Source organism: Streptomyces sp. NPDC048424 (assembly GCF_040651555.1).
Classification (GTDB): Bacteria; Actinomycetota; Actinomycetes; order Streptomycetales; family Streptomycetaceae; genus Streptomyces.
The window spans coordinates 390,857-417,207 of record NZ_JBEZKE010000001.1; the positions used below are offsets into that span (position 1 = coordinate 390,857).

The following is a 26,351-nucleotide window of genomic DNA, read 5'->3' on the forward strand; positions in this document are numbered from 1 at the left end:
GAACGCTCCGGCGCGGCATCCGGGCGGCAGAAACGCCACTTGTCGGGTTACCGTTCGAGTGGCCGTTGCGGGCTTCTGCCGTTTGACACGGGGGCGGGTTGTACCGTCACACTCCGCAGCGTCGCCGTACTGCGACCGAGTGCCGACCGGAGAGAAGAGCCAAGTTGTCCCCGACTAGCGAGACCGCAAAGGGCGGCCGCCGACTCGTCATCGTCGAGTCCCCAGCCAAGGCGAAGACGATCAAGGGCTACCTCGGCCCCGGATACGTCGTCGAGGCGAGCGTCGGGCACATCCGCGACCTCCCGAACGGCGCGGCCGAGGTTCCCGACAAGTACACCGGCGAGGTCCGCCGTCTCGGCGTGGACGTCGAGCACGACTTCGCGCCCATCTACGTCGTCAACGCCGACAAGAAGGCCCAGGTCAGGAAGCTCAAGGAGCTGCTGGCCGAGTCCGACGAACTCTTCCTCGCCACCGATGAGGACCGCGAGGGCGAAGCCATCGCGTGGCACCTGCAGGAAGTCCTCAAGCCCAAGGTCCCCGTCCACCGGATGGTCTTCCACGAGATCACCAAGGACGCGATCCGCGACGCCGTCGCCAACCCGCGCGAACTGAACCAGCGCATGGTCGACGCCCAGGAGACCCGCCGCATCCTCGACCGTCTCTACGGCTACGAGGTCTCGCCGGTCCTGTGGAAGAAGGTCATGCCGCGGCTGTCGGCCGGGCGCGTCCAGTCCGTCGCCACCCGCCTCGTCGTCGAGCGGGAGCGCGAGCGCATCGCCTTCCGGTCCGCCGAGTACTGGGACCTGACCGGAACCTTCTCCACCGGGCGTGCCGGTGACGCGTCCGACCCCTCGACGCTGGTCGCCCGCCTGAACACGGTGGACGGCAAGCGCGTGGCGCAGGGCCGTGACTTCGGCTCGAACGGGCAGCTCAAGAGCGAGGTGCTGCACCTCGACGAGGCGAACGCCCGGGCGCTCGCCGCCGCGCTGGCGGACACCTCGTTCGCCGTCCGGTCGGTCGAGTCCAAGCCGTACCGCCGTTCCCCGTACGCCCCCTTCCGTACGACGACGCTCCAGCAGGAGGCCTCGCGCAAGCTCGGCTTCGGTGCGAAGGCGACGATGCAGGTGGCGCAGAAGCTGTACGAGAACGGCTTCATCACCTATATGCGTACCGACTCCACCACGCTGTCCGACACCGCGGTGTCGGCGGCGCGGGCGCAGGTCACCCAGCTCTACGGGGCCGACTACCTGCCGGAGAAGCCGCGCGTCTACGCCGGCAAGGTCAAGAACGCGCAGGAGGCGCACGAGGCGATCCGGCCTTCGGGTGATCGTTTCCGCACGCCGGCCGAGACGGGTCTGACGGGCGACCAGTTCCGCCTGTACGAGCTCATCTGGAAGCGGACCGTCGCCTCCCAGATGAAGGACGCGGTCGGCAACTCCGTCACCGTGAAGATCGGCGGCCGGGCCTCGGACGGCCGGGACGCCGAGTTCACCGCCTCCGGCAAGACGATCACCTTCCACGGCTTCATGAAGGCGTACGTCGAGGGCGCGGACGACCCGAACGCCGAGCTCGACGACCGCGAGAAGCGGCTGCCGCAGGTCGCGGAGGGCGACGCGCTCGCCGCCGAGGAGATCACGGCGGACGGGCACTCGACCAAGCCGCCGGCCCGCTACACCGAGGCCTCGCTGGTCAAGGAGCTCGAAGAGCGCGAGATCGGCCGCCCGTCGACGTACGCGTCGATCATCGGCACGATCCTCGACCGCGGGTACGTCTTCAAGAAGGGCACGGCGCTCGTGCCGTCCTTCCTGTCGTTCGCCGTGGTCAACCTGCTGGAGACGCACTTCGGCCGGCTCGTCGACTACGACTTCACCGCGAAGATGGAGGACGACCTCGACCGCATCGCGCGCGGCGAGGCCCAGTCCGTGCCGTGGCTGAAGCGGTTCTACTTCGGTTCGGAGGACGCGACCGAGGTCGTGCCGGCCGACGGGGACCACCTCGGCGGTCTGAAGGAGCTGGTCACGGACCTGGGCGCGATCGACGCCCGGGAGATCTCCTCCTTCCCGGTCGGCGAGGGCATCGTGCTGCGGGTCGGCCGCTACGGGCCGTACGTGGAGCGGGGCGAGAAGGACGCGGAGGGCCACCAGCGGGCCGACGTGCCGGACGACATGGCTCCGGACGAGCTGACGATCGAGTACGCGGAGGAGCTGTTCGCGAAGCCGAGCGGCGAGTTCGAGCTCGGCAAGGACCCGGTCAGCGGCAACGAGATCGTCGCCAAGGACGGCCGCTACGGGCCGTACGTGACGGAGATCCTGCCCGAGGGCACCCCGAAGACGGGCAAGAACGCGGTCAAGCCGCGCACGGCCTCCCTCTTCAAGTCGATGTCCCTCGACACGGTGACCCTGGACGAAGCGCTCAAGCTCATGTCGCTGCCGCGCGTGGTCGGCGCGGACGCGGAGGGCGTGGAGATCACGGCCCAGAACGGCCGCTACGGCCCGTACCTGAAGAAGGGCACGGACTCGCGGTCCCTGGAGACCGAGGACCAGCTCTTCTCGATCACGCTCGACGAGGCGCTCGCGATCTACGCGCAGCCGAAGCAGCGGGGCCGCGCCGCGGCCAAGCCGCCGCTGAAGGAACTGGGCACGGACCCGGTGAGCGAGAAGCCGGTGGTCGTCAAGGACGGCCGCTTCGGTCCGTACGTGACGGACGGCGAGACGAACGCGACGCTGCGGCGGGACGACGACGTCGAGACGATCACGCCGGAGCGGGGCTACGAGCTGCTCGCGGAGAAGCGCGCGAAGGGCCCGGCCAAGAAGACGGCGAAGAAGGCCCCCGCCAAGAAGGCCCCGGCGAAGAAGGCGACGGCGACGAAGACCGCCGCCGCGAAGAAGACGACGGCGGCCAAGAAGACGACCGCGAAGAAGACGACCGCGAAGAAGACGGTGGCCAAGAAGGCCGCCGCCGCCCCCGCGGACGAGTAGTCGGTCGCATTGAGCCCCGTCGGCGTTTGAGGCGCGGGGGCTCGGGGGCGGAGCCCCCGCAACGGCGCCGCACGCGGACCCCGGGCGCTCCCCGGGGTCCGGGGCCGGGGCGGAAGCCCCGGAAGGTGGGTCCGGAGTCACACCCGGCCTTGTCCACAGGCTTCCGCACCCGCCAAGCGCAGCGGATAGGCTGGGCGGATGACGCGAGCCGAGCAGCCAACGGTCGTGACCGCCCCGGCGAACCCCACCTACGACGAAGCCCTAGCCGCGGATTCCCGCGAGCGTGCGGTGCGCGCCCTGCTGCGCACCCCCAGGCTGCGCCGGCTGTGGAGCGCGCAGCTGGTGAGCGGCATCGGAGACGCCCTCGCCCTGCTGGTGCTGGTGCTGCTGGCCCTCCAGGCCGCGGCCACGGAAGGGGCGTTCGGCGGCGGATACCGCGGCGCGGCCCTCGCCGTCGCCGCCGTCTTCGGGGTCCGGATCCTCGCCACCCTGCTCTTCGGCGCGGTCCTCCTCGGCCCGCTCGCCGGGCTCCTCGGCGCGGGCGGCAAGCTGGACCGCCGCTGGACGATGATCGGCGCCGACGGAGTCCGCATCGGCCTCTTCGTCGTCGCCCCGCTCTGGCTCGACTGGATCCCGGCCCACGCGCTCACCGCGCTGCTGGCCACCGTCTTCGTCTCCGGCGCCGCCGAGCGGCTGTGGACCCTGGCCAAGGAGAGCGCGGCGCCCGCCCTGCTGCCCGCGCCGCCGCCGGAGGGGGCGACCGTACGGCCGCTCCCCGACCACCTGGACGCGCTGCGGCGGCTGTCCCTGCGTACGGCCTTCGCGGCGCTCCCCGTCGCGGCGGCCGCGCTGCTCGCCGCGACCCTGGTGGGCAAGGCGCTCGGCCTCGGCGTGGACTGGTTCGCCGCGAACCAGGCCGCCCTCGGTTCGTACGTGGCCGCAGGCCTGTTCGCCGCGTCGGTCTCGCTGCTGCTCCCGCTGGTGCTGCCCGGCGGGGCGACCCCGCGCCCGCGTTCCCCGCTGGAGGGCCTGCGCGCTCCCAAGGCGGGCGACCGGCCCGACAAGGGCCGTACGGGCGCCATCCCCCTGCTGGTCCTGAGCTGCGCCGCGGTCGCCGGAGCGGTGTCCTGCGCCGTGGCCGTGGCCGTCCTGCACGCCTTCGACCTGGGCGGCGGCCCGGCCGCCTTCGCCCTGTTCGTGCTCGCGCTGGTCGGCGGCACCGCCGTCGGCATCCGCGCCACCCAGGCCGGCAAGGTGCTGCCCGGCCTGTCCCGGCGCCGGCTGCTGGCCCTCGCCATAGCGGTGACCGGGGTCGCGCTGCTGCTGACCGGGCTCGTCCCGGACACCGCGACCGTGCTCTTCCTCTCGCTGCTCGCCGGCATCGCCGCGGGCGTCGCGGCCAACGCCGGCCACACGCTGCTGGACCAGGAGACCGAGGAATTCCGCCGGGCCCGGGTCACCGAGCACCTGCAGGCGGTCGTACGGGTGGCCGTGGCGCTCGGCGCCGTCGGCGCCCCGGCGCTGGCCGCGGTGATCGGCCCGCACCGGCTGACCGGCGCGGAGGTCGTCTTCGCGCACGGCGGCGCCGCCTTCACCCTGATGCTGGTCGGCGCCCTGCTGCTGCCGGTCGCCGTCGTGGTGCTCACCAAGGCCGACGACCGCAGCGGCGTACCCCTGCGGCGCGACCTGCGCGAGGCGCTGCGCGGCGGGGAGCCGGTGCAGGCCGCGTCCGACACCGGGTTCTTCATCGCCCTGGAGGGCGGCGACGGCGCCGGCAAGTCCACCCAGGTCGAGGCGCTGGCCGCCTGGATACGGGACAAGGGCCACGAGGTCGTCGTGACCCGCGAGCCCGGGGCGACCCCCGTGGGCAAGCGGCTCCGCTCGATCCTGCTCGACGTGTCCTCCGCCGGACTCTCGAACCGCGCCGAGGCGCTGCTGTACGCCGCCGACCGGGCGGAACACGTGGACACCGTGGTGCGCCCGGCCCTGGAGCGCGGCGCGGTCGTCATCTCGGACCGCTACATCGACTCCTCGGTGGCCTACCAGGGCGCCGGCCGCGACCTCTCCCCGACGGAGATCGCGCGGATCTCGCGCTGGGCGACCGACGGGCTCGTGCCGAACCTGACCGTCCTGCTCGACGTGTCGCCGGAGGCGGCGCGGGAGCGGTTCACGGAGGCGCCGGACCGGCTGGAGTCGGAGCCGGCGGAGTTCCACCAGCGGGTGCGGTCCGGGTTCCTGACGCTCGCCGCGTCCGACCCCGGTCGCTACCTGGTGGTCGACGCGGGCCAGGACCCGGACTCGGTGACCACCGTCGTACGCCACCGCCTGGACCGGATGCTCCCGCTCTCCGAGGCCGAGGTGGCCGCCCAGGCGGAAGCCCGGCGCCTCGCCGAGGAGGAGGCCCGGCGCAAGGCCGAGGAAGAGGCGGCCCGCAAGGCGGAGGAAGCGCGGCTCCGGGCCGAGGAAGAGGCCCGGCTGGCCCGCGAGGCCGAGGAAGCGCGGATCAAGGCGGAGGCCGAGGCCGCGCGCAGGGCCGCCGAGGAGCGGCAGCGCGCCGAGGAGGAGGCCCGTGCCAGGGCCGAGGCCGAGCGGCTGCGCGTGGAGGCCGAGGAGAAGGCCCGTGCGGTGGAGGCCGAGCGGCTGCGCCGGCAGGCCGAGGAAGAGGCCCGGCTGCGGGCCGAGGCCGAGGAGCGGCGGCTGGAGAAGCAGCGGCGGGCCGAGGAGGCCCTGCTGAAGGCCGAGGAGGCACGCCGGCTGGTGGAGGCGGCTTCGGCCGAGGCGGCGGCGAAGGCCGCGGCCGCTGCTGCCGCGGCGGAGGCCGCTGCGGCTTCGGCGCCCGCTCCGGCTCCTGCTGCCGTGCCCGCGCCCGCTCCTGCACCTGCTTCGGCGCCCAAGGTGCCCATGACGAAGGAGCCGCACCCGGACGACGCGGTGACGGTGGAAACCCCCGTGGTCAAGCGGGTCGTCCAGCCGGACGACGTCACCCAGACCGTGCCGGTGCCGAAGGTGGACCGGGCGTCCGCCGACGAGACGGCCGTACTGCCGCCCGTTCGCCCGGCCGACGAGACGGCCGTGCTGCCGCCGGTCCGCCCGGGGGCCGCCCCGCAGGGCGGCGGCAGCGGCGCCGGCGCCGGTACCGGTCGGGCCCGGTCCGCTTCGCGGCCGACGGCCCGGCGCCCCGAGGAGAACCCGGAAGACCGGGTGCCGTCGGGCATCTTCCGGGACTCGACCAACGACCGCACGCGGGAGCTCCCCGTGCTCGGCGAGGACGGCCGGCCGCAGCGGCCGCGCCCGGACTGGGCCGAGGAGACCCCGCTGGACGATCTGCCGACGCTGGCGGACGAACTGCTGGGCCGCCACCGGGACGACGAGGACGACGAGGGCGAACGAGGACCGCGCCGCCGCCGCTGACCTCGACGGGACCGGATTGTCAGTGGCGCCCGCCACAATGGGTGCACGGAGAGTGAAAGGCGGTGGGCGGGATGCCCGTATGGGACGACCTGGTGGGACAGGAGCGGGTCCAGACGCAGCTGTCCGCCGCCGCCCGCGACGCCGACGCCCTGGTCACGGCCATCACGAACGGGACCGCCCCGCCCGCGGCCTCCAAGATGACCCACGCCTGGCTGTTCACCGGCCCGCCCGGAGCCGGGCGGGTCACCGCCGCCCGGGCCTTCGCGGCCGCCCTGCAGTGCACCAGCCCCGACCGCGCCCTCGGCGGTGAGCCCGGCTGCGGGTTCTGCGACGGCTGCCACACCACGATGGTCGGCACGCACGCGGACGTCTCCACCGTCGTCGCCGTCGGCAGCCAGATCCTCGTCGCCGACATGCGGGACACCGTCCGCAAGTCCTACACGTCACCCGCCACGGGCCGCTGGCAGGTCATCCTGGTCGAGGACGCCGAGCGGCTGAACGAGAAGTCCGCCAACGCGGTCCTCAAGGCCGTGGAGGAGCCCGCGCCCCGGACGGTCTGGCTGCTGTGCTCGCCCTCCGTGGAGGACGTGCTGCCGACCATCCGCTCCCGCTGCCGCCATCTCAACCTCAGCACCCCCTCGGTCGCGGCCGTCGCCGACATGCTGGTGCGGCGGGACGGCGTCGAACCGACGGTCGCCCTGGCCGCCGCCCGGGCCACCCAGGGGCACGTGGACCGCGCCCGCCGGCTGGCCACCGACGAGGAGGCCCGGGAGCGCAGGGCGACGGTCCTGAAGCTCCCGCTCCGGGTGGACGACGTCGGAGCCTGCCTCAAGGCCGCCCAGGAGCTGGTGGACGCCGCCGCCGAGGACGCCAAGCAGGTCGCGGAGGAGGTCGACACCAAGGAGACCGAGGAGCTGCGGGCCGCGCTCGGCGCCGGAGCGGGCGCCGGCAGCCGGATGCCGCGCGGCACGGCGGGCGTGATGAAGGAGCTGGAGGACCGGCAGAAGCGCCGCCGCACCAGGACCCAGCGCGACACGCTCGACCTGGCGCTGACCGACCTCACCGGCTTCTACCGGGACGTCCTGGCCCTGCAGCTCGGCTCTTCCGTGGCCATCGCCAATGAGGAGATACGGCAGGACCTCGACCGGATCGTGCGGGCCTCGGGTCCCGAGCGGACCCTGCGCCGGATCGAGGCGATCATCGCCTGCCGAGAGGCTCTCGACCGCAACGTGGCCCCCCTCCTCGCGGTCGAGGCGATGACGATGGCGCTGCGCGCGGGCTGACCGCCGCCGGGCCGCAGCCGGGTCGTCGTCGGGGCACCCCCCCCCGGGCGACCGTCCGTCCGCCGCCCGGCCGTCGCCCGGGTCCACACCAGGTTGACGGGTTCACCCGTACGGACGGACCGGCCGCCGCGGCCGGGACGGGCCCGGTCCGTGCCCCGCCCGGCGGGGGCCACGGAAGGCCCGCAGCCGTCCGCCGCGGAAGAGCCCCCCGGCCTCCTCCGGCGGCCGTACGCTCCGGGGATGGACACCAGTCGCGTGCTGCGTACGACCGGGACCGTGATCGCAGCCGCCGGGCTGCTGCTCTCCGGGTGCACCTCGGGCGGTCTGGAAGCCCCCCGCGCCGCCGCGGGCGGATCGGACGCCCCGCGCGCCGCCGAGTCCTCCGGAGCGGAGTCCGGCACGCCGGCGGCGCGGCTGTCTCCCGATGCGGCCGCGCTGCGCCCGTACTACGAGCAGAAGCTGACCTGGCGCGAGTGCGGCGTCCCCGGATTCCAGTGCTCCACCATGAAGGCCCCCCTGGACTACGCGAACCCCGGCTCCGGCCAGGACATCGACATCGCGGTGGCGCGCCGCGTGGCCACGGGTCCCGGCAAGCGGCTGGGCTCGCTCGTGGTCAACCCGGGCGGCCCGGGCGGCTCGGGCATCGGCTACCTGCAGGCGTACGCGGGCATCGGCTACCCCGCGCCGGTCCGCGCCCGGTACGACATGGTCTCCTTCGACCCGCGCGGGGTGGACCGCAGCAGCCCCGTCGAGTGCCTGACCGGCCCGGCCATGGACGCGTACACACAGGTGGACCAGACGCCGGACGACCCGGCCGAGCGCGCCGAGCTGGTGGCCGCCTTCAAGAAGTTCGCGGCCGGCTGCCAGGAGCGCTCGCAGCGGGTGCTGCCGCACGTCTCCACCGTCGACGCCGCCCGCGACATGGACCTGCTGCGCGCCGTGCTCGGCGACAAGAAGCTCACGTACGTCGGGGCCTCGTACGGCACCCTCCTCGGAGCCACGTACGCGGACCTGTTCCCGGACCGGGTCGGCCGGCTGGTCCTGGACGGTGCGATGGACCCCACCCGGTCCGCGATCGATCTGAACCGGGATCAGACGGAGGGCTTCGAGACGGCCTTCACCTCTTTCGCCAAGGACTGCGCGAAACAGCCCGACTGTCCCCTCGGCAAGGGCGACCCGGACGCGGTGGCGGCGCGCCTGAAGGAGTTCTTCCGCAAGGTCGACGCCCAGCCCGTGCCCAGCGGGGACGCGGACCGCCCGCTCGGAGAGTCCCTCGCCACGACCGGGGTGATCGCGGCGCTGTACGACGAGAGCGCCTGGCCGCAGCTGCGCGAGGCGCTCACGTCGGCGATGAACGGCGACGGATCGGGCCTGCTGAGCCTGGCCGACAGCTACTACGAGCGCGACGCGGACGGCAAGTACGCCAACCTGATGTTCGCGAACGCCGCCGTCAACTGCCTCGACCAGCCGGCGGCCTTCAAGGACCCGGCGGCGGTCGATGCCGCGCTGCCCTCCTTCGAGAAGGCCTCGCCGGTCTTCGGCGCGGGTCTGGCCTGGGCCTCGCTGAACTGCGGGTACTGGCCGGTGGCGGCCACGGGCAAGGCGGAGAAGCTGACCGCGAAGGGCGCCTCGCCGATCGTGGTGGTGGGCACCACGAGGGACCCGGCGACCCCGTACAAGTGGGCGCGGGCGCTGGCCGGCCAGCTCGATTCGGGCACCCTCCTCACCTATGACGGCGACGGCCACACGGCGTACGGGCGCGGCAGCGACTGCATCGACACCGCGATCAACCGCTACCTGCTGGAGGGCAAGGCGCCGGCGGACGGCAAGAAGTGCTGAGGCCGCCGGCGGGGTGAACGGATCCGGTCAGTGCGCGGACCCGGTGGTCTTGAAGGAGCCGGGCACCATCCACACCACGAGCACCAGGACGACGGCAGCGATGCCGATCGAGACGTACGAGGTCGTGGTCAGGGCGCTGTCGAAGGCGTCGCGGGCCCGTTCCACCAGCCCGGCCGCCTCCGCCGCCCGCGCGGCCGGCAGGCTCTCGGCGTACTCCTTCGCCCCGCCGATCGACTCGGCCGCCTGGGCCGGCGCACCGGCCATCTGCGCGGCGTACGCGGCCCCGTGGACGGAACCGAGGAGCGCCACGCCGAGGCCCACGCCGAGCTCGTACGAGGTCTCGGACACGGCTCCGGCCTGTCCGGCCCGCTCCGCGGGGACCGCCGAGACGAGCACCGTGGCGGCAGTGGTGACGGCGAGGCCGTCACTGAAGCCGAGGGTGACCAGGAAGACCGCGATGTACGCGTACGAGGTCGGCTGCGGGGCCAGGGCCAGCAGGGTGAACCCGGCCACCAGCCCGGCCAGGCCGATCGCCATGCAGGCCCGTACGCCGATCCGGTGCATCAGCGTCGGCGTCAGGAGCGAGCTGCCGAGCATGGCGAGGGCGGTGGGGAGGGTGCGCAGGCCGGCTTCGAAGGGGGAGTAGCCGTGGACGTACTGGAGCCACAGCGAGACCAGGAACAGCGCGGCTCCGGCGGCGAGCATGGCCATGAGGGTCACGAGCGCGGCGGCGGTGAAGGGCCGGTTCCGGAAGAGCCGTACGTCGAGGAGCGGATCCCTCAGCCGCAGCTGACGGCGGGCGAACCAGGCGAGCAGCCCGATCCCGGCCGCCAGGACCAGCAGGTCCGCCGCCGCGGGGCGGCCCTTCGCCACGTGCTTGATGCCCCAGGCGAGGGCGACGATGCCGGTGACGGAGAGCACGGCACTGAGCAGGTCGAGGGCGTGCTGGCCGGGGTCCTTGAACTCGGGCAGCAGCCACAGGCCGGCGACGACGGTCACGACCACGACCGGGACGTTGACCCAGAAGGCGGCGGACCAGCCGTACCGCTCGACCAGCAGCCCGCCGACGACCGGCCCGATCGCGGCGCCGGCGCCGGCGACGGCGGCCCAGATCCCGATGGCCAGGGCCCGCTCGTGGGCGTCGGTGAAGATGTTCCGGATCAGCGAGAGGGTGGACGGCATGACCATGGCACCGCCGACGCCGAGCAGCACCCGCCCGGCGATGAGCTGCGCCGAGTTCCCGGCGGTCGCGGCGACCACGGAGGCCACTCCGAAGAGCACGAAGCCGATCAGGAAGAGCTTCCGCCGCCCGTATCGGTCACCGACGGCGGCGGTGGTGACGAGCAGCCCGCCGAGGACCAGGCCGTAGATGTCGATGATCCACAGCTGCTGCACGGCGCTGGGGCGCAGGTCGTCGATGAGGGAGGGGAGCGCGACGTTCAGGATGGTGGCGTCCATCGCGACGAGCAGCAGGCTGGCGCACAGCACGGCGAGCATCGCCCAACGCCCGGCAAGGGCCACGGGACATCTCATCCCTTCGTGGGACGCACGGCAGACGATGCCCCGAAAACGGCGCATCCGTCCCAGTATGTGACGTCCGTCTCACCCCCGCAGAACCCGGTTCAGGGCACCCGTCCACACCCTGTAGACTTGGCGCCGCTGCTGATGAGCGCCCCTCTCCGAGGGAATACTTGTCTGACCAGCGGTGCCGCCTTAGCTCAGTTGGCCAGAGCAACGCACTCGTAATGCGTAGGTCTCGGGTTCGAATCCCGAAGGCGGCTCTGTAGAACCCCCAGGACTCACTCGCCGTGACCTGGGGGTTTTGCTATTTACCGGATCTTGCGCCGCCGCCGTGCACGGGCCGCCCGGGTGCTGTCGGTCTCAGTTCTGGTCTCAGACACCGGATCGGGGCCAGGCATGAATGCCTCGCCCATCCGGCGCATCGCCTCCCGCGAGAGCTCCGATCGCCCCTTCACGTATCGCCTCGTCTGGCTGATCTGCGTGTGCCGGAGGATCTCCATGATGGTGGGCATATCGATGCCCAACTCGTTGAGGATTGTCCCGGCCGTGTGACGGCTCCCGTCGTGCTGGCGACGATCGCTGATCCCCGCCTCGTCGAGCAGCTCCTTGAACTCCGCCCAGTCAGCCCGCGGGTCGAGCGGCCGGCCGTCGGGCCGGGTGAACACCGCGCCGCACTCCTCCCACAGCTCGCCGGCGGCTTGCCGCTGCTCGTCCTGCTTCGCTCTGTGCGCCAGGAGGTAGGGCACGAAGGGCGGCGGGATGGGCACCGGCTGCTGGCTCTTCTTTGTCTTCGGCCGGGTGAAGGCGAGTCCGCCGCCCTTCCGCTCGGGGCAGGTGCTGGCGTGCCGGCGGCAGGTCTTCGTGCATGGCTGTGGACAACCACGCTTGTAGCCCTTGTGAGTGGAGCACTCGGCGGGGCAAGGCTCGAACCGGTGGAGCCGGGCGCCGCAGGCGTGCGCGTTCTTGCAGCCGTGCCTCCAGGTGAGGCGCTGGAGCTGCCAGGCCGGGTGGAACAGGCCCTGCTCCAGGTCGACGTACTGCCAGCGAAGGCCCAGGGCTTCGCCCTGCCGGAAACCCATGCCGACGCCGATGGCCCACCGCATGAACGAGGGGCGCTTCGCCGCGGCCGCGGCGAGAAACGCCTTCGACTCCTCCCGCGAGAACGGATTCGCCTCGGTCTCATCGACGGACGGTGGGTCAACAAGCGTGGCGACGTTCTCGGTGATGAGCCGGCGGCGGTGGGCGATCTTCAGGGCGCGGGAGAGGATCCGGTGCACCTTGACCACATGCGACGGTGCGCGCCCCTTCTCCAGCATGGCCGCGTACATCACCTCCAGATGCTCTGGGGCGAGCTTGTCGAGGCGGTGCTTCCCGACACCCGGAACAATGTCGTTGCGGGTCTTCGACCAGTAGTCGTCCAGAGAGCGGGGCTTGAGCTTCAGGCTCGCGATCGTGGTCAGGTACGTGTCCATCCACTGTTCGACGGTGGGCTTCCGCCCGGCCTTCGTAGCCCGGCCCTCGTCGCGCAGCTTCTCCAGCTCGCGGACCTTCTTGGTGACGGCGGCCTCGGTCTTGGCCCGGCGGTGTCGGCGGTCGGGACCGCCGTCAGGCTTCACGCCCATGGTGACGCGTCCGTGCCACCACCCGTCACTGCCAAGGTAGATGGACGACTCGAGATTTGGCTTGCGGGTGCTCATGGCTCCTCGGTGCTCCTGAGTGCGGAAAGCGGCCCCGGGAGGTCTTCGGGGCCGCCTGTGGATGAGCTGGGATCAGACCGACTGCGGCGGGAGTTGGGCGACGAACGCGTCGATGTCGGCGCGCTTGATACGACGGGCCCGGCCGAGCTTGATGAAAGGCAGCTCGCCAGAGGCCATCAGCTCGTAGACGGTGGAGCGGCCGAGCCGGAGGAGCGCGACGGCGTCCTTCACGGTGCAGAGGACGGGAGAGGGGGACTGGGCGGCGGTCGTCATCGAAGTGCCTCCACGGCGATGGGGGGGTGGGGCTTCCGTCCCGTTCGTAGAAATCCGCTACTGCCGCTACCTCCGCTACCGCCCTGGTCAGGGACTTGTTTTTGGTAGCGGATTGGGTAGCGGTAGCGGATAGATGCGCGGCCGGCCCGGCCGTTGAGGGCCGGGCCGGTAGCGGGAGTTGCTGGTGGGGTAGCGGATGTCTTCGGGCTATCCGCTACCTCCGTCAGGCCTGTGACCTGCGAGGTAGCGGAGGTAGCGGAAGTAGCGGATTCTCAGGGGGTGGGGGGAGGGCAGTACCTCGCCCACGCGTCCGAGAGGTCGGCCGCGTAGTAGCCCTTGAGGACCGCGCCGCCGCTTTTGATGTTGCGGGGCTCGATGGGCTTGTTGTCCGCCGTCATGTACTCACCGAGCATCTTCGCCAGGCCTCGGGAGGTCAGCGGCTTGCCGCCCATGTCGGCCCAGGGCGCTTCCTCCAGGGTGTAGAGGCGGTCCAGGACGGAGATGGTGGGAAGACGCTCGATCCCGTTCAGGACGTGGTCGCGCAGGTCGGTCAGCAACCGGATCCCGATGCTGCCCTTGTCGTCCTGCTTGGACGCGGCCACGATCTGCGCGCACGCGGCCCGGGCCCGTGCCGGCCAGTCGCCCCCGGCGGCATCCGCGACGGCGATGAGCGGCTCCCATACGTCGGCAGGCCGGTCTGTGACCTCGTCAGGCATCTCGGGGAACACCCCGTCGACGAGGTGGCGGACACTGTCCGCCCAGACGGCGAGACGGTCGCGCAGGGCGTGGCCCTCGGGGGCGTGCAGGCGGCGGCGGAACGGCTGGACGCGTTCGTTGCGGGCCCGGCGGCGCATCCGGATGATGACCGATCGGGTCAGGATCGTGTCCGGGAGGGACCCCAGTCCGGCCATGGCGACCACGCAGAAGCTGGGGAACTCCTGGACAGTCTGGTTGGTGCCGTCCCCGACGCACCGCCACATGCCGGCGCCCCGGTGGTGGCCCGCGTTGAGGAAGCCGCGCAGGGGCTCGTTGTCCCCGGCCTTCGGGCCGAAGATCGTGTCGACCTCGTCGAAGAGGATCGTCGGACGGGTCTCCAGGGTGGAGACGGCCCGGAACAGGACCGGCGCGGACGCGTTCGCCGCGACCAGCGGCTGTGGGACCAGGGTTTCCACGATCTCCAGCGCGCGGGACTTGCCCGATCCCGGTTCCGGGGAGAGGAACGCGAGCCGCGGGGTGGAGTCGAAGCAGTCCAGCAGGTGCGCGTGAGCGTCCCAGAGGGTGACGGCGACGTAGGCGGCCTCGGTGGGGAAGACGTTGAAGCGGCGGTGGAAGGCCTCCACCTCGTCCAGCAGCCGGGATCCGTCGGTGGTGGTCTGGGGCTCGGTGTGGGTGCGGGTGGCTGTGGTCATGCGGCCTTCCTCCGGGCGTTGGCGACGCGGCCGAGCGGGCAGACGGCGCGGTGGTCTTCGTGGACTTGGATCAGGGCGAGGACGTTGTTACGGCCGACCGCGCTGCGGTCGTGGCCGCACTCGCACTTCGAGTGCGCGGTGGGCACCGCCCGCGCGGACGGGGCGCAGATGTGCAGAACGGCGACGGCATACCGGCCGTCCCGCACCCGCCGGTCAGGGCGAAGGGCAGAAGGGACGCCTTCGGCGACGACCTTCAGCGCGCCACTGCCGTCCGGAGTGCGGGTCGGTTCGGCGGACCGGGCCCCGGTGGGGGTGGCAGGAAGGCTCTTCAGGGAGGGGCGGGGGCGGCCGGTCATGCCGTGCGCCGCATCGTGTTGCGGGCGATGGACCAGTTCAGACCGGATCGGATCGTGGTGCGGCACTCGGCAGACGGCATGCCGGCCGACTCCCCCGCCGCCTGAAGAGCCTCCTCCACCACATTGCGGGGGAGGTCGCCGACGGCGATGAACCGCCCCAGAGCGCGTGCGGCCCGCAGCAGCGTCCCGTTCCGCTCGCCCTGCGCGGCGCACTCCACGGAGGCGGTCTCCGCGTTCAGGGCAGCGGCCGCGTACCGGCCCGACTTCGCGGCGGAGGGACGGCCGGTGAGGGTGCGCAATGCCTGCTTGGGTGCGAGCAGCCCGTACAGCCAGGCGGGGAAGGGGGCCGGGGCGACAGGATCGGTTACCTCGTACGCGCCCGCCGCGGTGACGCTGCCGGGTGCGACGACGTATCCGCCCCACGCTCGGGTGTCGATCAGCTTGCCGAGCCTGCCCGCGCTGTTTCCCAGCCTGATCCCGTCCGGGGCGGTGAAGTACAGGTGGGACCCGCCGGAGGGAGTCCGCACGCAGAGCGTGGACGGGACGGCCTGCCCGGCGCGCTCGCAGAGCGCTCGAAAGGTGTCCGCGCCGCGAGGCGCGTCCGAACTGCCCTGTCCCTTGGGCACGTCGAGGTCGACGACGACGAGCGCCGACGGGCCGGTGGCGATCCCGACGTTGAAGGGGAGACGGTCCCACGCGCGGCGGATCCGGTCCGGGTCGCTGGTGGACCGGTCCTCCCACTTGCGGTGGCCGCCCGCGCAGTCACCCAGGCCGGGGCAGTGGTCCTCCCCATGGAGCGCGGGTCGCTTCTGGCCCGGCCGGAGCGGGAACACGCTCCAGCCGAGAGCGGCGGCATCGAGCGCGGCGGTCAGCAGCGCGGATGCGGATTGATGAGCCATGCTGGATTCCTCCAGTAGGTGCTGGAAGAGGGCGGCCCGGACTTTGGCGAGACGGGGCCGCCCTCGCTGATTTCAGTGGCGGGTGTGGTCGGTGGCCAGGTCCGTCAGCCGCTTCGCCTCGTCGGGGGCGACGTGGCGGTAGCGGACGGACACTCGGCATCCGGGGTGCGGGCAGCGGACGGTGCGTGTGCCGGTGAGGAGCGCGAGCGCGTCACCGACGCGCTCGCTCAGGGGCTCGGGCTGGTTCACGCGGTGGCCTTTCAGCGGTTGTTGAGGGTTCCGGTGGCGCGGCCGAACATCCCCGTGGCGTTGATGTTCTGGGTGATGTGCTGCACCGGGCCCGCACCCCGGCCGCCACCCCTGCGGGTGCGGAGGGCGAGGGGAACGAGGGTGCCGGCGGCGATGAGGGCGACTGTGGCCCAGAGGGCTTCGGTCATGGCGATCAGTCCCGGGGCGGCGTAGGAGATCCCGAACCCTGCCGCGGCGATCCCGCCGCCGAGCGTCGGGGCGAGGAGCGCGGTCGTCTTGGCCCACCGTGGGATCGACTCCCGGGCCGGTTCCGCTTCGACGGCGGGGCCGGTGTGGGGGTGGGTGTAGGCGAGGGTGCGGATCCCGTTCGGGAGCGTCACCCAGTCGACGCCGGGCGGAACTTCGTGGGGCAGCAGGACGGTGTGCGGTTCGACAGGCCGGGGCCGGTGGAGGGGGTCGCCGTAGCGGGTGGCGGGGGTGGTGATCGTGCGGTTGTGCTCATGCACGTCGAGGCTCCTTCAGGCGGATGGATGGCCGTGCGGGTGCCTGTCATCGGGCCTGTCACCTGTCTGTCACCTGTCGCCTGTCTGTCACCTGTAATCCGCAGGTCACAGGAGGGGGTGACAGGCTTCCGGGCCCCCAGGAGGGGGTTCTGTCAGGGTGAGTGACAGGTGACAGACAGGCAGTCGAGGTCAGGCTTCGGGGTGGTGGCGGCGGTGGACGTAGCGGGCTTTGCTGCCCTCTCCGACGCGGGTGATCTCGCCGGTTTCGGCCCACTCCTTGAGCCACTTCTGGATGACCGGGCGGCGGGTGCCGAAGGTGTTCTTCAGGTCCCGCTCCATCGCCGAGGCACCGGTGCCGGCGGGCCCGGCGGCGATGACCAGGTCGAGTGCTGCCTGCCGGGCGCCGGGCTGTTCCGGTTCCTGCACGGTGCGCCCGGACGTCCACGAAGACGGATCGGACCAGTCCGTGTTCCCGTCACCGTCGGCCCTGTCGCCGGGGGCGGCGGATGGCATCCGGAACAGGGCCTCCAGCTCGTCCGCACCAGGGACGGCGAGCGGGCGGGGCTGGTCCCAACCGGCCGTGGCCTTCCACCGGCCCTCTGGTCGGCCCGGCAGCATCCCCGGCCCGGAGGGCGAGGCTGCCGTGGCGACGGTCCGGCCCCACAGGTGCCCGCACCGCTCCACGCTCCAGCGTTCGGTGTACGCGGGGCCCGCAGCCTGGAGGGAGGCGGCGTCGAGGGCGGGGCGGCGGAGGGCGGTGGCGCGGGTGACGGCGTCGATGCCGGATGGGGTGATGCGCCACTGCTGGGCGGTCTTGGGCTGCTTGCCTTCCGTCCCGACCAGCATGGAGCCCGGGCCGGAGAAGCTGTTCTCGGCGGAGAGGGCCCGCCAGCCGAAGAGGTGACCCAATTCGGAGTCCTCGTTGACTCCGGTGCAGACGCGGTTGGAGGCCATCTTCCGCACCATCGGGTCCGGCAGGACGTCCTGTGTGACCCGCAGGGCCGAGATGACCGCGCGGATTGCCATCGCGCGGGCGATACGGATGACCTCCACCACCCCTGCCATTACGGCCTTCGCGGCCTTGGTGGCGGAGACCTCGGCACTCTCGTCCATGATGATGACGATCTCCGGGATCTCGGGTGAGACGGGCAGCTTGTCGTCGTCCTCGTCGCGCATGTGCTGCTGGTAGGCGATCTTGCGTTCCTTGGCGATGGCGACGGCCGCTTCCAGCATGAGCTGGGCTTCGGCCGGGGTGGAGGCCAGCCAGTCCACTCCTGGTGCCGGAACCTCGTCGCGGCGCTCGGGGTCGTTCTGGGCTTCCCGCCAGGCGTGCAGCCAGGGCAGGCCGAGGCTGCCGGCGTTGAGGTCGATGACCCACACGAGAGTGTCGTTGGTCTGCGCGAGCCGCGCGATCAGGGTGTGCAGCCAGTTCGTCTTGCCCGTGCCGGTGCCCCCGGCCACGACGGTGGAGGCCTGTCGCATATCCAGCTCAGCCCTCCCGCCGTCCGACAGCAACGCGACAGGCGCTGGGTTGTTGATGGTGGTCGTCTCGGTCATTTCCTCCACCGGGAACGGGATCTCCTGCCCCCGGTAGGTCTTGGTCGCCACCTCGATCAGCAGGCGGCGCCGGGAGATCCCCGGCAGCACCTGCAACCCGCACCCGTCCGGAAGGTCCAGGTCGGACGCCAGGGCATCCGCGCGATCGGCGATCTGCTTCCGCGTGACACCACCTTCAGGGAGTTCGATCTCGACCGTGTAGCCCATGCCGGACGGCCAGTGCTCGATCCCCAGCACGGTGACGTTCTCCACCCGGCAGACGCGGGCGATCCGCTCGATCCACTCGGCGGCGAGTGCCCGGCGGGTGCCGATGGACAGGAGCGTGCGGCGGCGGGCCTGTTCGGTCTCCTCGTGCGCCGCGAATCCCGCCGCGAGCGTCCCGGTGGCGATCCCGCCGACGACGAGGGATCCGAGCCCGGTCAGGGTCATCGGCTCCGCGGTGAGGGCCCAGCAGGACCACGTGCCGGCGGCGGTCCAGCAGGCGGCACGGAAGGCGAGGGTGGCGCGGGTCAGCCGGTTGCGCCAGCCCGCCACCGACGACCCGACCGCCCCCGCCGCGCCCGCGGCGAGCGCGTACCCGGCGGGCATCCCCGCCGAGTGGGCGAGCGCGGTGGTGACCAGGGTTCCGGCGGTGGCGTTCAGGGTGCCGGACAGGATGCCGTGTGGGGCCTTCCAGTCGACCCGCACAGTGTTCTTGTTGCTGCTCACAGGTGTTCTCTCCTGACGATGACAGCGGCCTGCCGCCCACAGGCTGTGGGCGGCAGGCCGAACGGTGGTGCAGGGGGATGGGGTGGGGGTCAGCCGACGTTCCAGCGGCGTTCCCCGTCGATGCCGTTGCGGGGGTTCTCGATCCGCTCGATGTCCTCGGCGTGGACACGCCGGTAGACGGCGCCGACCTCGTCGAGGGCGCTCACGACCTTGCTCATGGCGCGGTATCCCTCGCCGATCTCCTCGACGACGGCCGGGTCGACGGGCAACTTCTCCTGGGACAGTTCCGCCAGCACACGCAGGGTTTCCTGCACGGTCTCCATCGCGGTGGGCAGGTCGTCGATGAGTGCCTGGAACTCGGTCATGTGCTCCGGGTCGAAGGTGGACGCGGCCTGCAGCATGATGTCGGCGGCGTCGGACAGGCGGGTGAACGCGGTACCGGACTCGGACACAGTGCCTCCAATACGGTCGGCCCCCGCCAGCGGGACAGGCCGGGCCTTGACGGTCTTGTGGACCGGCGCGAGCACGCGGTCCTTGGGGCGATTGGGGTTGTTCACCTGCGTCGCGGGCACCGCCACCACCGGCTTGCCGCCGTCGGCGGTGCCGTTGATGGCGGCGTCACGGGCGGCCCGAACCTGCCGGGCCCGCCCAGCCAGCCGCCGCCACACGGACCGCACGTGGCGGGTGGCGACGCCGGGCTTCTTCCAGTTCCACACCGCCGAGGCGAGACCGGCACCGGCGGTCAGGAGCCCGGCGCCGGTCATCCGGGCTGCGTGCCGCAATGCGGAGCGGCGCAGCGCCTTCTGCCGTATTGCCGCAGGGGCGGCCTCGGGGGTGGGGTTACCGGCGGGGTCGAGACCGGACTGACGGCGGGCCTTCGCCTCACCCTTCGCCATGCGCCGGGCGGACCTGACCTCTGCCTTCCCCGCGCGGGCCGGAGCGCCCGCGGAGTAGCGGGCATGTCCAGCCCGGATCGCCCCGGCCGCCGCGCCGACCGCGGCCCTCCGGACCGCCTTGGTCAGCCCGCCACCGGGACGGCGCTGCGGCTTGTCGGCACCAACAGAGGAGACGGGACGGGACGAGGGTGTGTTGCCACTGTTCTTGGGCGAACGAGTCGAGGGCGGCGCCGATTTGACCGTGCCCGGAATCTGATGGCTGGCGGACCGCCCGTCAGCACGATGACGGCCCAGGGTCCGGGCCGCCGCCCGTAGACCAGCGGCGGAAGAGCGGGAAGCCTTGCCGAGGAGTCCGCCGGGCCGCGGTCCGGACGTCCGACGGTGGCCACCGCCGGACTTGCCCGACGATGGCGAGGAACGGTCCGGTGTATCGGCTGGGGTGCGCTGCTGGGGCAGGGACTTGGGCTTGTTCTTCGCCCGGCGAGCGGTGACCCGGCGGGCCAGGCCGGTGGCCGCGGCGGCGCCCATGACGGCGCCGGTCACGGCAAGTCCGGTGGGGCCGCCCACGGCCACCGCGCCGGCCGCCACCGCACCCAGGGCGTTCGCCCCGGCCACGGCCAGCGGAACACCCGGCAACGCGGCCGGAAGCTCAGCAGCCTCGGGTGCGGGCGGAGTTGGAGCAGGTGGCGTCTGCGGTACAACTTCGACGATGGTCTCGGTCATGCTGTACGAGCCCCCTTCAGGGGAGAAGGGGCCCGGCCGGTTGCTGTAGGAGGCGGTGGCCGGGCCCTGCTGATACAGGCAGGTCAGAACTGGTTGGGCTCCAGGCTGAAGAACGCGACGGTGGCGTTGCCGAGCTTCGGGCACTCGCTGATGAGGTCCCGGCGGATGGCGCGGTACATGTCGTGCCGGGTCCAACCGGGGGCTGGGGTGCAGGTGCCCGACTGCGTGGCCGCTACCCGGTCCGGCAGCTCCAGCGTGATGATCCAGTAGTGCGAACCCTGCTCGCCCTCTTCCGGGAGCGAAGGAGTGTTCTGCGTGGTCACGTGCAGCTCCTCAAAGAGACGGGATGTTCAGGCTGCGCGCTGTTCGTCGGGGTAGGCGCACGAGGTGCACATGCCGAGCGAGGCCGGAATGATGTACCCGGCATCGCGTCGGCAGGTGGGGCACCAGCGGCGGGCGGCGTTGGCCTTCGCGAGGGCGGCAGCCCGGCGGGCGGTCATCGGCCGGACGGGCCGGGCCGCGTCGATGCTGTACAGGTAGGCCACCAGCGGGCCCCGCCGACGGCGGGGCCGCTCCAGCTGAGCGGCTACGTCCTGGCCGCCGGGGCGCAGGCCCAGTGCGCGGAGCTGCCGACGGGTGGCGAGTCCGTCCGGGGCGAGGCGCCACCGGTAGACGGGCAGGGTGGCCATCAGCTCACCGCCACGGTGAGGACGTCTCGGGCTTGGCGGTCTTCGTTCAGGCGCTGGTAGAGCTTGTGGACGTAGGAGGTGGAACGGGTGGAAAGCCGGGCCGCTTCGGGCAGGGATTTGCCTTGCACCCAGCATGCGCGGATCACGTTCGCGGCCTCTTCAGCCGACAGCCGGACCGGTTCCAGCTCCTTGCGGTGGACGCGGGTGGACGGGTGGGGAAAGAGGGGGTGGAACACCTGCCGGTCACCACAGATGACCAGCGGAATCGAGCCTGCAGGCCCGGGGACCGGCTCCGCTGGCAGGGCCACCACGGCGGGTTCCTGGGGCGGGGTGGACGGTGTGTGGGCGGGAGTGGTTTCCACCTCGTCCACCGCCGCGTTCACCTGGGCTTGCAGGTCGGTGATTTTGGCGAGGATCTGGTGCCGGTAGTGGCTGATGGCCTCGGCCAGAACGATCAGGAGGACCGGGGGGACGGAGTGGAGGACGAGACCGGCCGGGTCCACCTGCCGGGGGATCCCGAACGAGGACCCGGCCGGCCAAAGGGACGTCCAGCAGTTCATCACCCAGGTCCCGAGACCGGCGAACCAGCGCAGCACCGTGGCCCACCCGGACGGGTACAGGCCGTACTCCGACAGGCGACCGTCGAAGATGAGGACCGTGCCGAGCGCGACCGCGACCATCGGGTCCAACAGCCACGCGATCCACACGGACACGTGGTGGTCGATGGCGAACATCGTCACGTTCGACGCGGTGAAGACCAGCGCGACGGACGCGACGGCCACCAGGACCCGCGTAAGCCGCGACAGCAGACCCGACAGCGCCGCGATCTGCTCCAGCGGCGGACGGCCGTTCACCGGCCGTCCCCGTCCTTGTCCGGCTCGAACGGGGTGTAGGTGACGGGCTCTTCGGCGGTGCGGGTGCGGATCGCCTCCGCGGCCACACGTGGGTCCCGGGTGACGGTCCGGTTGATCTGCACGATGATCCGCACGGCGAGTGCCCGGCGCTCCAGCAGCCGGTAGTAGAGCTGTTCGTCCGCCTCCTCGATCGACGGCAGCGGCAGGTCCAGCGCTTCCACGATCGCGTCCAGCAGGTCGGCGTGCGCCGATTCGGTGCGGTCGTTCATGCCGCGTCCCCCGAGAGCTGCGTGCCGGCGGCGCGGTTGGCTGCGTCTCGGCGGGCGGCCAGCACCCGGTTGTGGGCCCGCCGGATCCGGCGGCCGTCGAACTCCGACGCCGGCCGGTCCAGCAGGACGATCAGCGCATCCAGCAACTCGACCTCGGCCAGGACGACGTCCATCTCGGCCTCGATCTCGTTCAGCTCCGCGTCCGTCGGCTCCAGGTCGGCCGGCAGCGGGGTAACACCCGTGTGACGTGCAACGATGGACTTCATTGGGTCTTGCTCCTCTCAGACAGGAACGGGCCCGAACAGCAGCCCCGGTGTTCCCGCACCGGGGCTGCACGTCGTTGTGAAGCAGGAAGAACTCCGGCTCCCCTCGACCCCGCCCGTACGAGCGCCGAAGCGCCGGACGGGCGGAGGAGGCAACCGGTCCGGCTAGGCCGGAAGGTTGAAACTCGAATTCACGTCCACTGTTGAGTTCTCAAAGAACCGCCGCTTCCTTCGAGGGGTCCCTCACGGGGCTCTCCGGGCGCCGCGAACTGCACCGAAACGGCACAGATCACCACCACGAGCTTGACCAACTTGGCTAGCCCAGTGGCTCTGAGAACAACGTAGCCAGCCTGGCTAGTCACGTCAAGACATGACTAGCCAGGCTGCTCAAATAGTCAGGTTGGCCGTAGCATCGGGGCATGACCTTTGCGCCTGAGCCTCTGGACCCGGACGACGATCGGCCGCCGTACGAGCAGGTCGCGCGCAGCCTTGGCGCGGCGATCCGAACAAGGAAGCTGGCCCCTGGTGAGCGGCTCCCGTCACACAAGATGCTGACGGACCACTACGGCTTCGCCCGCGCGACGATTCAGCGGGCCCTGCGGGACCTTGAGGACGAGGGGCTGGTCGTCTCCCGCAAGGGCAGCGGCGTATTCGTTCGGAACCGCACGGAGCGGCCGGCGGGACTACGGCCGTACGTCGAGCAGGCCTTCGCCAGTCGCAACGTCACAATCGACTTCGCAGGCTTCTCCAGCGAGACCCTGCACGGAGCGCTGCAGGAGCCGCTCGACAAGATCCGCGTGGGCCGGTTGACCCCGTCGAGCATCCGGATCCGGATCCTGGTCCCCGACATGGCCGTGCCGCAGGCAGCTCCGGTGCGCCGGGACGACTGCGGCGACGACCCGCGGCTTCGCGCCCGCATGCACGACATCATGGTCGGCTACACGCGCAGCATCTCCGACGCCATAAGCGAGCTCAGCCACCTCGGACTCGTCCAGGAGAGCACCGTCGACGTGCGCGTCCACAGCGGAACGCAGTTCTTCAAGCTGTACGTGATCAACAACGAGGATGCCTTCTTCGGCTACTACCCGATTCGCCCTAACAAGGTGGTGGCCCAGGGCGAGACCATCGACATCTACGACCTCGTCGGCAAAGACACGATTCTCTTCCACTACTCGCTCAACGACGGCGACTCATCCAGCGGAGCCCAGCAGGTAGAGCAAGCTCGCATGTGGTTCGACAGCGTGTGGGAGACGATCGGAAGGGACGCCAATGCCGACGCAAGCTGACGTACTCGGCGATGTGCTCAGCGTCTCGCAGGCCATCCTCTTCGACTTTGACGGCCCCATCTGCGACGTGTTTCGAGGTCTGCCGGCGCTCGGCATCGCTGAAGAGCTGGCAGACCTGCTCTCCACGCTTGCACCAGCTCTGGCAGATGCCGCGCGAAGCACAGATGACCCGATGGTGGTGCATCGAATCTCTCAGCAGGGCGGCAGTACCGTTCTGGCCGCTGTCGAAGCAGCGCTGACATCCGCGGAGATGCGGGCGGTGCACGTAGCAGGTCCACCGACGGAAGGGGCCGTGCAGGCTCTGCACGCGGCACGGGCGGCAGGTCGACTCGTAGCCGTCGTGAGTAACAACTCGGCAGAGTGCGTACGCGAGTACCTCACCCTGCACGGGCTCACGCGATCGATTGACGCAGTCATCGGCCGCCCTCTCCTTCGGCCCGATCTCATGAAGCCGTCACCACATCTTCTGCTCACGGCTGCGTCCACGTTCGCCGTCGCGCCCTACCTCACGGTTCTGATTGGTGACTCAGTCACCGACATCGAGGCCGCTCACGCGGCAGGCGCCAAGAGTGTCGGCTACGCCAACAAGCCGGGCAAGGTGACCACGCTTGCGCGGTCAGATGCGAACGTCGTCGTACTGTCCATGCAGGCCGTAGCAGCCGCGCTGCGCACGGTCGCGTGATCACAGGTGCCCTCTTCGGAAAACTGATGCCGCTCTACCACGCGTCGCCCCCTCCATGCTGGGAGAGGGCGACGTCGTCTGCTACATCACGCCTCTGACACGTCAGAAGTACCGTCCGCGAAAAGCGAAATCTGACCCTCCATAGCCACCGAAGAACTGCGCGCATAGTTCGAGAGGGGGCCGAGCGTCCTAATTACCGTTGCGTCATACAGCCAACTCAAATTCCCCTCCTTCTCAAGGCGTCCACTGACTTCCAGGGCTAGATCCTCTTCATGAGCCCGAACCGCCTCATGATATTCCTCTTCGTCCGCAAGCCTTACGCGAACCTTTCGGGCGCGCCCAGAAGTCAGAGATTCGATACCAAACACACCGGGACTCCCCGCCTGCTTTTTCGCCAGAAGGTGCACCCTACCTATCAACCTTGATAGATGAGACGACTCATCGGTGGCAAGCTTCACGGCCGCCCTATTCAATGGCTCCACATCGGATCCGAGGAACTCGAAACGCGAATCCAACCCCGATGGGATCGGCATTACAGGATCCCAATCTACGCTGATATCCGCGCCATCGGAATTTTCTGCGATCCCGATGATCGCATTTGTCATCTCGTACGAAACTCCTTGAAGCACTCCCGCTTCAAAGCCAGCTAGCGAACCGTTGGATCGGTAGTGATCGAGCGCCTCCACGGTTGCCTGCACAGCTCTCACGACCGCTTGGCTAACGTCCCGCACGCTGGCTAGCCCCAGCTCAGGGAGGGCGAAGGGCGGCGCGTCGACAGAGGCAGAGAGAGGTACCCCAGCGTTCGGAGGAGCGTACGCCGTGATGATGTAACTGCCTGGCGCTGACTGCCCCATCAGAACCTGATCGAGGTATCTGTGAGCGAAGCGACCATGCTTATTGACGTAATGTCGCCCAGGGCCCATATAGGACTTAGCACCCGCAACCAACGTCCGACGTGCAGACTCCACCAGACGCTCCCCGCTCTTCCAGGAAATGAATCCGCTCGGGGCGGACGACTCTTTTCGGAATCTAAACTCGTCAGACGCCTCTACGATCAAACGGGGATAGATGAATCTGATCCAGAAATCGCGATCCTGAGACAGCTGAAGCAGAGCGGATTGCATCGCGTCTCTAAACTCAGGCGCACCTTCATCCAGCGGAAGCATTAGGCTCGAATTCAGCCATGAATCCGTGAGATTGGGAGGGGAGTAACGCGAATAGATGCCACGCCTACCGCCAATTCGCTGCCAGCCAGCTTCCTCAAGGAGCGCTCCGAGCTTGCCGGGATCCACGCGCGCAGGAAGCGTCACGCTCGACATTTCAGTCATTTAGCGATTCACTCCTGTCGATTTTATCCAGGATCTCGGAGAGAGATTTCGCGTCCACTCTATTCTTGATCGGAATGCGCACTGACGGCTTCTTCACCGACGGGTCGGCATAGGCTCCCTCCAAAGATACCCAGAAGCAAGATCGTCTAGTCCAGAGACCGTCGTGCGTGACCTCTGTCCAGTCAGCTTGCCGGGGCGGCGCTGTCATAACGATCAGGATCGCCTTCGGGTACCTCCGCGGTTTAACGAGGTGGTCGAAGTACTGGCGCTTGGTGAACTGGTAGCTGAAGTACTCACGAGACTGATCGGGGACGATCTGTGTAGTGCACTTGAGCTGCGCGAGGACCGCCGACTCATCATCGAGCGGGTCACTGGGCGGGCGGATCAATCGGATGTCGTAGCCATAGACGTCCACGGGGACGATCTCGACCGCGAGGCCAGCAGTGGCCGCAACGGACTTGATGTATCCCTGCTGCAACTGCTCCATCATCGTCGTGACGTAGCGCATGTCTACGGCTTCGATGTTGCTCGCGCGCGGCTTCTTACCCTCCGCAGGCTCCATTGCCCTCACCACGCGGCAGGCCCCTCCCCCGACGTCGAGGTTTCAGGCTAGATCATCGGGGGGCTCCGGGTGAGCGGCAAGCGCAAAGTCATAGTCGAACGGTAGTGCCGAGCAGT

General features: G+C 70.6%; 23 protein-coding genes and 1 tRNA gene. 7 read left to right on the forward strand and 17 right to left on the reverse strand.

Annotation, left to right across the window (positions count from 1 at the left end; all coding sequences use genetic code 11):
• The first annotated feature begins 164 nt into the window (after positions 1-164).
• The 4 genes from topA (at position 165) to AB0D29_RS01960 (ending at position 9,511) form a co-directional block, all read left to right on the forward strand.
• Positions 165-2,978 carry a type I DNA topoisomerase gene (gene topA, locus AB0D29_RS01945; RefSeq protein ID WP_362851694.1) on the forward strand — a complete coding sequence of 938 codons (2,814 nt, stop codon included), beginning with the start codon at positions 165-167 and terminating at the stop codon, positions 2,976-2,978.
• Positions 2,979-3,176: 198 nt separating this feature from the next.
• Positions 3,177-6,389 carry a dTMP kinase gene (gene tmk / locus AB0D29_RS01950; protein ID WP_362851695.1) on the forward strand — a complete coding sequence of 1,071 codons (3,213 nt, stop codon included), beginning with the start codon at positions 3,177-3,179 and terminating at the stop codon, positions 6,387-6,389.
• 71 nt (positions 6,390-6,460) lie between these two features.
• Entirely contained in the window at positions 6,461-7,672 is a 1,212-nt protein-coding gene (locus AB0D29_RS01955; RefSeq protein WP_362851696.1) for a DNA polymerase III subunit delta', read from the forward strand.
• A gap of 240 nt (positions 7,673-7,912) precedes the next feature.
• A complete protein-coding gene (locus AB0D29_RS01960; RefSeq protein ID WP_362851697.1) occupies positions 7,913-9,511 on the forward strand; it encodes an alpha/beta hydrolase in 1,599 nt (532 codons plus the stop codon).
• Positions 9,512-9,538: 27 nt separating this feature from the next.
• Here AB0D29_RS01960 and AB0D29_RS01965 read toward each other — a convergent pair whose 3' ends face one another.
• A complete protein-coding gene (locus AB0D29_RS01965; RefSeq protein ID WP_362851698.1) occupies positions 9,539-11,032 on the reverse strand; it encodes an MFS transporter in 1,494 nt (497 codons plus the stop codon).
• Between the two features lie 186 nt (positions 11,033-11,218).
• On the opposite strand from AB0D29_RS01965, the gene AB0D29_RS01970 reads away from it, so the two are divergent.
• Positions 11,219-11,292 (forward strand) — tRNA-Thr (locus AB0D29_RS01970).
• A 48-nt stretch (positions 11,293-11,340) separates the two neighbouring features.
• Here AB0D29_RS01970 and AB0D29_RS01975 read toward each other — a convergent pair.
• From AB0D29_RS01975 to AB0D29_RS02040, 14 genes are all read right to left on the reverse strand, one after another.
• Positions 11,341-12,729: a tyrosine-type recombinase/integrase gene (locus AB0D29_RS01975; protein ID WP_362851699.1), complete on the reverse strand. Its 1,389-nt coding sequence runs from the start codon at positions 12,727-12,729 to the stop codon at positions 11,341-11,343.
• A gap of 72 nt (positions 12,730-12,801) precedes the next feature.
• Entirely contained in the window at positions 12,802-13,002 is a 201-nt protein-coding gene (locus AB0D29_RS01980; RefSeq protein WP_362851700.1) for a helix-turn-helix domain-containing protein, read from the reverse strand.
• A gap of 272 nt (positions 13,003-13,274) precedes the next feature.
• Complete coding sequence (locus tag AB0D29_RS01985; RefSeq protein ID WP_362851701.1) at positions 13,275-14,411, reverse strand: DUF3631 domain-containing protein; 1,137 nt, start codon at positions 14,409-14,411, stop codon at positions 13,275-13,277.
• Positions 14,408-14,767, reverse strand: a complete 360-nt coding sequence (locus AB0D29_RS01990; protein WP_362851702.1) for a hypothetical protein — start codon at positions 14,765-14,767, stop codon at positions 14,408-14,410. Before AB0D29_RS01990 ends, AB0D29_RS01985 begins: the two co-directional genes overlap by 4 nt.
• Complete coding sequence (locus tag AB0D29_RS01995) at positions 14,764-15,666, reverse strand: bifunctional DNA primase/polymerase (protein WP_362851703.1); 903 nt, start codon at positions 15,664-15,666, stop codon at positions 14,764-14,766. The genes AB0D29_RS01990 and AB0D29_RS01995 overlap by 4 nt, the downstream gene beginning before the upstream one ends.
• A gap of 72 nt (positions 15,667-15,738) precedes the next feature.
• Entirely contained in the window at positions 15,739-15,915 is a 177-nt protein-coding gene (locus AB0D29_RS02000) for a hypothetical protein (RefSeq protein ID WP_362851704.1), read from the reverse strand.
• A gap of 11 nt (positions 15,916-15,926) precedes the next feature.
• Positions 15,927-16,331 (reverse strand): hypothetical protein, encoded by a 405-nt coding sequence (locus tag AB0D29_RS02005; protein WP_362851803.1) that lies wholly within the window; start codon positions 16,329-16,331, stop codon positions 15,927-15,929.
• 276 nt (positions 16,332-16,607) lie between these two features.
• Positions 16,608-18,683, reverse strand: coding sequence for a hypothetical protein (locus AB0D29_RS02010; RefSeq protein WP_362851705.1), 2,076 nt, complete (start codon positions 18,681-18,683; stop codon positions 16,608-16,610).
• 89 nt (positions 18,684-18,772) lie between these two features.
• Positions 18,773-19,579, reverse strand: a complete 807-nt coding sequence (locus AB0D29_RS02015) for a hypothetical protein (protein WP_362851706.1) — start codon at positions 19,577-19,579, stop codon at positions 18,773-18,775.
• An 806-nt stretch (positions 19,580-20,385) separates the two neighbouring features.
• On the reverse strand, positions 20,386-20,625 hold the full coding sequence (locus tag AB0D29_RS02020; protein ID WP_362851707.1) for a hypothetical protein: 240 nt from the start codon (positions 20,623-20,625) through the stop codon (positions 20,386-20,388).
• Positions 20,626-20,652: 27 nt separating this feature from the next.
• Positions 20,653-20,991: an RRQRL motif-containing zinc-binding protein gene (locus AB0D29_RS02025; RefSeq protein WP_362851708.1), complete on the reverse strand. Its 339-nt coding sequence runs from the start codon at positions 20,989-20,991 to the stop codon at positions 20,653-20,655.
• Positions 20,991-21,845, reverse strand: a complete 855-nt coding sequence (locus AB0D29_RS02030; RefSeq protein WP_362851709.1) for a hypothetical protein — start codon at positions 21,843-21,845, stop codon at positions 20,991-20,993. The genes AB0D29_RS02025 and AB0D29_RS02030 overlap by 1 nt, the downstream gene beginning before the upstream one ends.
• Complete coding sequence (locus AB0D29_RS02035; protein WP_362851710.1) at positions 21,842-22,114, reverse strand: hypothetical protein; 273 nt, start codon at positions 22,112-22,114, stop codon at positions 21,842-21,844. The genes AB0D29_RS02030 and AB0D29_RS02035 overlap by 4 nt, the downstream gene beginning before the upstream one ends.
• Complete coding sequence (locus AB0D29_RS02040; RefSeq protein WP_362851711.1) at positions 22,111-22,380, reverse strand: DUF6284 family protein; 270 nt, start codon at positions 22,378-22,380, stop codon at positions 22,111-22,113. The genes AB0D29_RS02035 and AB0D29_RS02040 overlap by 4 nt, the downstream gene beginning before the upstream one ends.
• Positions 22,381-22,796: 416 nt before the next feature.
• Between AB0D29_RS02040 and AB0D29_RS02045 the strand changes: the two genes are divergently transcribed.
• Positions 22,797-23,663: a winged helix-turn-helix domain-containing protein gene (locus AB0D29_RS02045; protein ID WP_362851712.1), complete on the forward strand. Its 867-nt coding sequence runs from the start codon at positions 22,797-22,799 to the stop codon at positions 23,661-23,663.
• A complete protein-coding gene (locus AB0D29_RS02050; protein ID WP_362851713.1) occupies positions 23,647-24,345 on the forward strand; it encodes an HAD hydrolase-like protein in 699 nt (232 codons plus the stop codon). The genes AB0D29_RS02045 and AB0D29_RS02050 overlap by 17 nt, the downstream gene beginning before the upstream one ends.
• 86 nt (positions 24,346-24,431) lie before the next feature.
• On the opposite strand, the gene AB0D29_RS02055 is transcribed toward AB0D29_RS02050, so the two are convergent.
• Both AB0D29_RS02055 and AB0D29_RS02060 read right to left on the reverse strand, forming a co-directional pair.
• On the reverse strand, positions 24,432-25,673 hold the full coding sequence (locus AB0D29_RS02055; RefSeq protein WP_362851714.1) for a hypothetical protein: 1,242 nt from the start codon (positions 25,671-25,673) through the stop codon (positions 24,432-24,434).
• Positions 25,666-26,235 carry a DUF4365 domain-containing protein gene (locus tag AB0D29_RS02060; protein WP_362851715.1) on the reverse strand — a complete coding sequence of 190 codons (570 nt, stop codon included), beginning with the start codon at positions 26,233-26,235 and terminating at the stop codon, positions 25,666-25,668. The genes AB0D29_RS02055 and AB0D29_RS02060 overlap by 8 nt, the downstream gene beginning before the upstream one ends.
• Positions 26,236-26,351 lie beyond the last annotated feature (116 nt).